Consider the following 10,213-nt stretch of genomic DNA (forward strand, 5'->3'; position numbering starts at 1 on the left):
CATACAATGAAAAATTATGTAAACAAATTAAAGCGGAGGCGGCTTGGTCAGAGGCGACCAGCATAAGATGAATGGGCCATGAAGGCGTTTTTTGCCTTCTTGGCCCAATTTAGCTTATGACCTCGAGCCTCTAGCCGCCGGAGCTGGACAGGTGAGACCCCACAGGCGCAGCCGAGGAGGCTCACCGCCAGCCCCGCGGAAAGCGCACCTGTAGCGGAAATCAACCGCCACTCGCTATATTCAAAAGCAACAATGTATACGAAAAAAGCCTTTTAAAAGAACTTTGACCAGTCGTGACAATGAAGAAAAATTCAACACCTAACCAATATATGTCACATCAAAATGAAATAGACCTCGCATAAATTGCAAGGTCTTCAAAGGTTTTGTCGAACCTTTCTTATTCATCTTCCGTGATTTTGTATGGCATTCCTGTACGAAGGACACCTTTCGTTTCGATGCCACCCAATCCTTTGTCCCCCGTCAATGTATTACGGATGACATCCCACACATTCACCGAATCCTTAAACCCGGTAAAACATATCTTAGCCACAATATACACTGGATCCAGAGCATGGATATTGACTCTTGAAGGAGAACTTGCAAAGTTGGCTCCTGCATGGATCAGGGACTCAAAGTGGGATTGACAAGCACCTGCGAAGATCACAAGCTGATCCAGGTGAGGGGATTTACTGCGGGCTTCTCTTACTGCTTGAACAAAATATTTCGAATGTCGATAGGCGTTTATGTCAGCCTTTGCCCCTTTCGACTTGGAATAGGCATCATGACCTGTCAATACGATGATATTCGGTCTATATTTATCGATAAGGGGCCCGATTTGTTGAGGCATCTCTGTTTCGCTGCAGTGGACACCTTTTACCGGGACACCAATTTTCTCATAAAGATCTAAGCATTTTCTTAAATAACTGGGATCTCCATCAAGATGAAGCACTTTCCCCGGAACTTGGAAATAGTTGTAATCGTCTCGATAAGCGTTCGTCACCCTGTACTCCTGCTTATACTTAAGAAGCTCTATATCCTGTCGAAACAGATCTAAGGATTGTTCTTCCTTTGAACGAAACTCTTTCGTAATCCGATCCTGTTCCCTGGGGTCCATCTTCTTCAAATCATGAAAAGGAGCATCCGCTATCAATCGGAAATCTTCACCATACAGTACTGCCGTTTTATGACCATCTATCATGCGGATATCTATTACCCTGAATAAAATATCACAGTGATATGAAAGGCGACCTACGACATCATTGATTTCGATATTCACATCAGTCACTCCCATGGGCTAAACATTCGTTGAGAAATCAAAAAAGGAAATCAACAAGCCGAGGAGGATCAGCATATGCCCTACCCTTCTCCATCAAGTAAATATATATTCCCTGTGATAACCTATGCATCCCTGGAATATTAGGTGCCAATAAAATGGGATTGGGCTTAAAGTGTCCACGTAAACAAAAATGGCTAAACGCATCTTCGCGTTTAGCCATTTGGATTTTCATTTGAAATGTGGGTATAATGCATCGCTTAACGCACCGAATTCTTGTATCGTCAGTGTTTCCCCACGACGTGTAGGTTCCACCCCTGCTGTAGACAAAGCATTCAGGATCACGTCCTTTTTTTCTTTGCCTTGAGGAAGCTGACTTGTCAGGTTATTTAAGATCGTCTTTCTTCTCTGAGCAAAAGACGAGCGTGTAACGGTGAACAAGAAGTCTTCACTGATTACATCTACAGGAGGCTTCTCACGCTTCGTTAGACGGATGACGGCAGAGTCAACATTCGGTTGGGGCATAAAGACCGTCTTCGGAACAGTCATGACCATCTCAGCCTCTGTATAATACTGTATAGCAATCGAAAGGGATCCGTAAGCCTTTGTCCCTGGTTGGGCGGATATACGATCTCCCACTTCTTTTTGGAGCATGACACATATTCCCCTGATAGGGAGTCTCTCCATCAATAGCTTTAGAATGATAGGCGTTGTGACGTAATACGGAAGATTGGCCACGACCATAATATCGGCGAACCCTTCGAACTCTTTGTTAATAATCGCTTCGACATCCGCTTCCAGGATATCTTCATTGATGATTTTCACATTATCATAAGGTGATAAGGTATCGTCCAAGATTGGTATCAGCCGCTGATCGATTTCAAAGGCCACGACTTTCCCTGACGTGCGTGCAAGATGTTCTGTCAAGGCTCCGATGCCTGGTCCGATTTCAATGGCTGCTGTTTTCTCTGATAGACCTGCGTGTTCCGTTATGTTCCTTAGGATATTAGGGTCGATTAAAAAATTCTGACCCAGGCTTTTCTTAAACGAAAATCCATACTTGGCAAGGATTTCTTTCGTGCGTAGCGGTGTAGCAATATCTTTATGCATGTTCTTCCTCCTGAATGATTTCCATTAACGCTTGTGTAAACTCTTCTTTTTGAATATTGAACATCCGTAATCGTTTGTGGAGCTGTTTCCCATTAGTGTAGCCGATTCTCAGCTTCTCACCAAGTGCTACCCGCCGGTCCTTGGACTGAGGACTGCCGATCAAACCGGCATCGATTAGATCTTCTTTCGAAATGACTTCCTCCTGCTCAGTATCGAGTAAATGAGCTTCCCTTAAGGATTCCCGGATGACATCAGGGGTCGCATGTTCAACACCTATCCCCCTGCCCGACTTAGGCAGTGCGTCCTTCTTATGTACAAAGGCATGCTTACATCCCGGCACTGCTTCCGCCACAATCTTCCGGATTCGTTCTCCCGGATAATCCGGATCCGTAAATATGATAACGCCCCTTTTTTCCTGAGCGTGTCTGATTTTCTCTATTGTAGCAGGGGACACAGCAGAACCATTCGTCTCAATCGTATCCGCATCGACGGCGCGCTGAATCGCAACTGTATCATCTTTCCCTTCAACTACGATGATTTCTTTAATTTTCATAATTCCTCCAAAAAAGTTGAAACATTTCTTCTTTTCATTTCGTCTAATAAATGAAAACCTAAAGCTATTATAACGGTTTTAACCAAGAAATAAAAAAAAAGCAGGAAAACTCCCTGCTATTAGTTCAGTATTTTCACTTTGATGGTTTTTCTACCCCATCGATACGCGTCTGATTTGGATGAGAAGAATACATCGATCTTATTCCCTTTGATCGCTCCTCCTGTATCTGCGGCGACGGCATAGCCGTACCCTTCTACATAAACCTTTGAACCTAAAGGAATGATGGAAGGATCAACTGCAATCACTTTAACATTTGGATTGGCTTTTAAATTGATGCCTGTTGCCGTATGTCCGGAACATCCGTTACATGAAGCTGTGTATGCGGTTGAACTGACATAGAATTCCCTGCCTCCACTTGGAGCGGCTGAAGCTGAACTTGAGGATGAACTTCCCCGTGAAACCTGGGCCACTAAAACCTTTGTGCCGACATTGATGATTTTATCCTGGCTTTCTTCCACTACTTTTTCACTCAGCAATTTTCTGGAAACTTCTTTGCCATTCTCTTTTACAATTTCATACTTCTTTTCAATCTTTCCGTTTTTACCTTCTTGAACGACTTTTTCTTTCCCCTTGGAAAGGTCAGAATCTTTCTTGGAAATAACGGTGAAATTTTTTGTCTCTTCCACTACATCGGTGACTTTTTCAACTCGAACGACATTTACGACATCATTTGCTTTAACAACTTTGTCTAAACTTGGTTCAACACGGTCTGAATCTTTTAGTGTAATTCCTTGTTGCTTTAAAAAGTCAGCGACCGTAGTCGAAGTAGACCATACCTTTTGCCCTTTTCCACCGTTTACAAGCTTAAGTGAAAATGCGGTATCAATCTTTACATCCATGTTCCCTGTTACTTTTTCTGATAAGCCGGGTTGGACCTTATCATGTTCTCCTACTTGAATGTCATTTTCAGAGAGTAACTCTTTTACTGTATCTGCAGTCGTCCAGAATTTTTTCTCCTGGCCTCCTACTGTGATCCCTACCTGTTTTGCCGGTTCCCAAACAACATTCATATTATTTGAAACCTTCGTATTCCCCGAGGGGTACAAATAGTCTTCTGAGCGGGGTGAAATCTCTAATTCTTGTAATATATCCTGAATCGTGTTTGCATGCGTCCTAATCTCTTTTTGCTCGCCGTCTAAGGTCAATGCTACAGTGTTCTTCGATCCTTCATAAAAAAGAATTCCAAATACAGCTGCAGATGTTATCAATGTTCCAATTGTAACAATCCATTTCCTTCGACTCAAAGACTTGGAAAACAGGCTTTTCATGGCTTTAAAGTTCATGAAAAACGCCTCCTTTTCTCGGAGTGATTATATAGAGTTATCCAGTGACTGTCAACCCTTACTTCTTCTAACCTAATCTAGCAAAATATTACAACCCGGGGAACACAAAACATATTATGCAGAAAATGAAAGAAAAAGAAAAGAGAGAGTTATCGACACGTTTATCCTATGAAACAAGATTCCTATGTAGAACTATTTGTTTTCATTTCCTATTTGGACAAGCTCTCTCAATTCTCGACAAATGTTGATGTCAGTTTATGTTGAATAATTTCTTTGCATTTTCTGTTGTCATCTTCTCTACTTCTTCCAATGACACTTCTTTCAGTTCTGCTATTTGTTCTGCCACAAGCTTGACGTAAGCCGGTTCATTCCTCTTCCCTCTGTATGGATGAGGGGCCAGATAAGGGCAATCAGTCTCGATCAGAAGCTTTTCCAAAGGAATTTCCTTTGCTACTTCTTTTGGCTTCTTTGCATTTTTAAAGGTTACGGGACCTCCAAGGGAAATATAGAAATTCATATCTACACATTCCTGGGCAATTTCCGGACTTCCGCTGAAGCAGTGCATGATTCCACCGACTTCATCTGCTCCTTCTTCCCTCAGAATATCCACTATATCCTGTGTAGCATCACGGTTGTGTATAACGATCGGGAGTTTCACTTTCTTAGCTAATTGAATCTGTTTCCGAAATACTTCTTTTTGAACATCCTTCGGGGATTTATCCCAGTGATAGTCAAGCCCCATCTCCCCTATGGCCACTACTTTAGGGTGTCGGGAAAGCTCTTCTATCCAAACAAGATCTTCATCCTTCATATCAATTGCATCCACTGGGTGCCACCCAATCGCGGCATATAAGAAATCATACTGACCTATGAGCTCCATGGCGCGATCAATCGTTGGCCGGTCAAAACCGACGACCACCATATTTTCAACTCCAGCTTCTCTTGCTCTTGAAATTACCTCCTCCAGATCTTCGTCAAATTGTTCGGCATTCAGATGTACATGTGTATCAAATAGCATGTAAGACACTCCTTGTAATAAAGATAAGTTTAATATAAAAACGCATGACAAGCATCACATTCATGTAACATTCGTATTACATATTATGGTTACTATGGGTATTTTTTATTTAATCTGTTCCGTTTCCAGTCCGCTTTCATTCTACCATTTCAGATGGAGAACCAAAATAATCTGCTTCTTCCTCAATGAATAATTATTCCAACATAGTGAAAAAGAAATAGATCCCTACTATAGATAAATAATTAATTATTTCAATATAGCAAAGGGATGTTCCACGTGGAACATCCCTTTACCTTAAAACCATGTGAATGACTTATTTTACTTTTGTTCCATTAGGTAAAGATTGATCGATGGAAGCAAGAGACAATGTTCCATTTTCTTCTCCTGCAAGGATCATTCCTTGTGAAAGCTCCCCACGAAGTTTTACCGGTTTCAAGTTCGTCACACATATCACTTTTTTCCCTACCAGTTCATCTGGCTGATAGAACTTAGCAATCCCGGATACGACTTGACGTTTTTCAAACCCAAGGTCCAATTGCAGCTTTAGAAGCTTATCGGCTTTTTTAACCGGTTCCGCTCCAATAACCTCCGCTACGCGAAGCTCGACTTTCATGAAATCATTGATATCGATTTCCTCTGCTTCTTCCTTTACCGCTGTATCTTTCTTTTCTTCCTCAACCGGGGCTGAACCTTGCATTTTATCTTTAATAAAGCTTACTTCTTCTTGGAGTTCAAGACGCGGGAAAATCGGCTCTCCTTTTTTGACTACTTCGGTGCCTGTCGGAATGGTTCCAAATTGCTCCAAGCTTTCCCACGTATGCATTTTTTCATCATGTAGATTCAGCTGTTCAAAAATCTTCTTTGGAGTCCTTGTCAAGAATGGCTGCAATAAAACGGCTACCCTTCTTAAGGATTCTGCCAAATGACTCATGACACTGCCAAGCTCTTCTTTTTTGCTTTCATCTTTCGCAAGGGCCCAAGGCTGGGTTTCATCAATGTACTTATTCGTACGGCTGATTAACTGCCAAAGACTCGATAGGGCTACTGAAAACTCCATGTTCTCCATCGCATCTTCATACTTCTTGACGGTTTCATCATTCATAGCAAGGAGGGCTTGATCAAATTCCCCTTTAGAATCAACGTAAGCTGGAATGACACCATCAAAATATTTATTGATCATGGCTACTGTACGATTTAGCAGGTTGCCCAAGTCATTGGCCAGATCGAAATTGATTCTTTCTACAAATCCTTCCGGAGTGAAGACCCCGTCAGAGCCAAACGGCACTTCTCTTAACAAGTAGTAACGAAGGGAATCAAGACCATAACGATCAATGAGGGTTACGGGATCCACGACATTCCCTTTTGATTTGGACATCTTTCCATCTTTCATCAGAAGCCATCCATGAGCGAAAACCTTCTTCGGAAGGGGCAGGTCTAATGCCATCAGCATGATCGGCCAATAGATTGTATGGAAACGGACAATTTCTTTCCCTACGAGATGTACATCAGCCGGCCAATATTTTAAGTAGTTGGCATCATTTTCGCTTCCGTAACCTAAAGCGGTAATGTAGTTGGAGAGGGCATCGATCCAAACGTAGATCACGTGCTTAGGATCTCCTGGAACCTTCACTCCCCAGTCAAAGGTCGTACGGGACACGGCCAGGTCTTCCAATCCAGGCTTAATGAAATTATTCACCATCTCATTTTTACGTGACTCCGGCTGGATGAAGTCCGGATTCTCCTCATAATAAGCAAGAAGTCGATCGACGTATTTACTCATTTTAAAGAAATACGATTCTTCTTTTACTTTTTCAACCGGACGCCCACAATCAGGACAATTCCCGTTTTCTAATTGTCTTTCAGTAAAGAAGGACTCACATGGCGTACAGTACCATCCTTCGTACTGATCCAAGTAGATATCACCCTGCTCCACAAGCTGATTGAAGATCTTTTCGACAATATCCTTATGGCGCGTTTCCGTTGTCCGGATAAAGTCATCATAAGATATATCTAATTTCCCCCAAAGATCTTTAATTCCGCTCACAATGCCGTCTACATATGCTTGAGGAGTAATTCCCTCTTCCTGAGCTTTTCTTTGGATCTTCTGTCCATGTTCATCCGTTCCTGTAAGATACATGACATCAAATCCACGCATTCTCTTATAGCGGGCCATGGCATCACCTGCAACCGTGGTGTATGCATGTCCAATATGTAAATTTCCACTTGGATAATAAATCGGTGTTGTAATATAGAAGGTGTTCAACTTTTCTTCCACTTTTTATTCCTCCTCTTTTTCATTTACCCCCATAAAGCCAAAAAAGCCTCCGAATGGTTTATAGCGGTAAGTTTGTTATAAACATCCAATTAAAAGACACTTACCTATCATCTTAACCTCTTATCTCATCAAAATATACCTAAAATAAAGGGTTTCTGCAACTAAACAATGCTAATATTGAATTTTGTCGAAATGACACTTCGTTTCTGTCGAATTATGTCGAAAAAATAATTTGATGAATGAAAATTCGACAAAATCACCTTCTATTACTTTCTTTACAATAATATTTAATTGGTAATACAATATTTTACAATAAAGCGTAAAGCTTATTACAACAGTCTTTGAACATCCATTTTTTATTAATAATTTACAGATTTAATTATTGACGAGATTTACAATCGTTGGTATGATAGTATCAGTTAAAGAAATTTGTCGAATATTGACGAAATAGATAGAGATAAATCATATTTATTTGGAGGAGATTCTCAAATGAAGTCTACAGGTATTGTAAGAAAAGTTGATGAATTAGGTCGTGTCGTTATTCCAATCGAATTACGCCGTACATTAGGTATTGCTGAGAAAGATGCTTTGGAAATTTATGTGGATGATGAAAGAATCATCTTAAAGAAGTATAAGCCAAGCATGACTTGCCAAATTACTGGGGAAGTTTCTGATGATAACATCAAGCTTGCCAACGGTAAATTAGTTCTTAGCCGTGAAGGTGCAGATCAATTACTGAAAGAAATCCAGGAATCATTACAATCAAAATAATTTGTTGTTAACATATTAAAAGGCCTGAGTGACTGAACTCAGGCTTTTTTTCTTTTGCAAAACGGCTTTTATTCAACATGATAGGCTTGATACACTTCACGTTTCGGGAGGGATCGCTCTTTGGAAACGTGTTTGATGGCTTCTTTCGAAGACAGGCTTTTTTCATTTACATAGTGCTGAACATGCTCTTGAAGAGAGTAGCTGCTCCACCACTCTTCTTCCTGTACCTTCTCCATGGGGCCCGCCCCTTCGATCAAAAGGCAAAACTCTCCACGTACTTCCCCGTCATTTGCCCATTCCATGACCTCTTCAAGTGTCCCTCGGATGAATTCCTCGAATTTCTTTGTAAGTTCACGGCAGATAACGATTTGTCTGTTCCCCAAGGCTGTATACAATTCCTTTAATGTTTCCTTTAATCTGTGTGGAGACTCATAAAGGATAAATGTGTCTTCCAATGATTTGAGTGTTTCAAGCTCAGCCCTTTTATCTTTTTTCCCCCTATGTAAAAATCCATAGAAATAAAACGGCTGGGGACATAGGCCAGAAGCGATCAAAGCCGTAAGGGCAGCGTTCGCCCCGGGTAGTGGGATGACAGCAATATCGTGATCGATGGCTTCTTTCACCAGTTCATAACCTGGATCTGAAATCGAAGGCATTCCTGCATCACTTACAAGGGCAACGAGCTCTCCCCTTTCCATTCGTTCAATCAGCTTCTGCCCGCTTGTTTCTTTGTTATGCTCATGATAACTAATGATAGGCGTGTCAATCTCAAAATAATTGCACAGCTTTTTTGTATTTCTTGTATCTTCGGCTGCAATCACTGATGCCTCCTTCATCATACGGATGGCACGAAAGGTCATATCCTCTAAATTCCCTATCGGCGTAGGGACAAGATACAAGCTTCCTTTATCACTATCTTGAAAACTTTTTTGATGATTCATTGTAAAGCTCACCTCCTGCATTACGTTTGGGTATTTTCATTATGTCCAAATAGCATATCATGTACTTCTTTAGAGTACTCATTCTTTTCATCGTATACATATAATGGCGGAAGGATTTTTAGGTCTGGTTTCCCATCTTTTATTCCTTCTATTAATATGGTGTTGGCTTCTCTTCCCGGCTTCGGATAAACAAAGCGCAGGCGCTTTGGTTCAAGACGATGCTTCCTCATTAATGAGAGGATATCCATCAAGCGACCCGGGCGGTGAACGAAGGAAGCCTTCCCTCCCTGCTTCAACAGATAGCTTGAAGCTTTGATCGTATCCTCAAGGGTGCATAGGATTTCATGTCGGGCTATGGCATAATGCTCATTCACATTTCGCTTATCCCCTGGGGGCGTATTGAAATAGGGTGGATTACATGTCACAACGTCATAATGTGAATGATGAAGCAGTCGATTAATCTCCTTTACATCTCCCATTTTCATGGATATCTGGTCTTGGCGATCATTATACTCGATACTTCTTTGAGCCATATCAAACAATCGTTCCTGAATTTCCACACCCGTAATCTCTACATTGGTTCTGGCACTTAGTAATAAAGGAATGATACCATTACCAGAACACAAATCAACCACTTTCCCTCTATTAACCGGTAAATAGCTGAAATGGGCCAATAGGACAGCATCTGTAGAAAAGGAGAAAACAGATGGACTTTGAATAATCCTCATGTTTTCAGCCAATAAGTAATCCAAACGTTCATCTTCTTTTAACTGAACCATAGGTTTCCTCCATTTTTTCTTCTATTATATGTTGTTTCCGCTTTGGGACTTTTCAAGCCGCCTGCACTTTTCGATTGGCTGTTTTCATAAACATTGTTGCTTTTGGATGTAGCGAGTGGCTGTTGATTTCCGCTACAGGTGCTCGCTTTC

The 10,213-nt window shown here is 41.3% G+C and carries 9 protein-coding genes; 1 reads left to right on the forward strand and 8 read right to left on the reverse strand.

The genetic code is table 11. The features are described from left to right. Positions 1 to 397: 397 nt before the first annotated feature. From yabG to metG, 6 genes are all read right to left on the reverse strand, one after another. The gene (gene yabG / locus SLH55_RS21180; protein ID WP_226677548.1) at positions 398 to 1,276 is read right to left on the reverse strand and encodes a sporulation peptidase YabG; all 879 of its coding nucleotides are present in this window, start codon (positions 1,274 to 1,276) and stop codon (positions 398 to 400) included. Between the two features lie 228 nt (positions 1,277 to 1,504). Further along, a complete protein-coding gene (rsmA, locus tag SLH55_RS21185; protein WP_320324412.1) occupies positions 1,505 to 2,383 on the reverse strand; it encodes a 16S rRNA (adenine(1518)-N(6)/adenine(1519)-N(6))-dimethyltransferase RsmA in 879 nt (292 codons plus the stop codon). Beyond that, positions 2,376 to 2,936 carry a ribonuclease M5 gene (gene rnmV, locus SLH55_RS21190; protein ID WP_219170349.1) on the reverse strand — a complete coding sequence of 187 codons (561 nt, stop codon included), beginning with the start codon at positions 2,934 to 2,936 and terminating at the stop codon, positions 2,376 to 2,378. Before rnmV ends, rsmA begins: the two co-directional genes overlap by 8 nt. A 119-nt stretch (positions 2,937 to 3,055) precedes the next feature. Beyond that, positions 3,056 to 4,279, reverse strand: coding sequence for a G5 and 3D domain-containing protein (locus SLH55_RS21195; RefSeq protein WP_226677552.1), 1,224 nt, complete (start codon positions 4,277 to 4,279; stop codon positions 3,056 to 3,058). 250 nt (positions 4,280 to 4,529) lie between these two features. Then, positions 4,530 to 5,297, reverse strand: a complete 768-nt coding sequence (locus SLH55_RS21200) for a TatD family hydrolase (protein WP_219170347.1) — start codon at positions 5,295 to 5,297, stop codon at positions 4,530 to 4,532. Positions 5,298 to 5,610: 313 nt separating this feature from the next. Beyond that, complete coding sequence (metG, locus tag SLH55_RS21205) at positions 5,611 to 7,572, reverse strand: methionine--tRNA ligase (protein WP_320324413.1); 1,962 nt, start codon at positions 7,570 to 7,572, stop codon at positions 5,611 to 5,613. A 489-nt stretch (positions 7,573 to 8,061) separates the two neighbouring features. Here metG and SLH55_RS21210 point away from each other — a divergent pair, with 489 nt between their 5' ends. Further along, positions 8,062 to 8,343, forward strand: a complete 282-nt coding sequence (locus SLH55_RS21210) for an AbrB/MazE/SpoVT family DNA-binding domain-containing protein (protein WP_034762946.1) — start codon at positions 8,062 to 8,064, stop codon at positions 8,341 to 8,343. A 68-nt stretch (positions 8,344 to 8,411) separates the two neighbouring features. Here SLH55_RS21210 and rsmI read toward each other — a convergent pair whose 3' ends face one another. Both rsmI and SLH55_RS21220 read right to left on the reverse strand, forming a co-directional pair. Then, on the reverse strand, positions 8,412 to 9,284 hold the full coding sequence (rsmI, locus tag SLH55_RS21215; RefSeq protein WP_320324414.1) for a 16S rRNA (cytidine(1402)-2'-O)-methyltransferase: 873 nt from the start codon (positions 9,282 to 9,284) through the stop codon (positions 8,412 to 8,414). Between the two features lie 20 nt (positions 9,285 to 9,304). Further along, on the reverse strand, positions 9,305 to 10,063 hold the full coding sequence (locus tag SLH55_RS21220; protein ID WP_219170341.1) for a tRNA1(Val) (adenine(37)-N6)-methyltransferase: 759 nt from the start codon (positions 10,061 to 10,063) through the stop codon (positions 9,305 to 9,307). Positions 10,064 to 10,213 lie beyond the last annotated feature (150 nt).

The sequence above is a fragment of the Rossellomorea sp. YZS02 genome (assembly GCF_033963925.1).
Taxonomy (GTDB): Bacteria; Bacillota; Bacilli; order Bacillales; family Bacillaceae_B; genus Rossellomorea.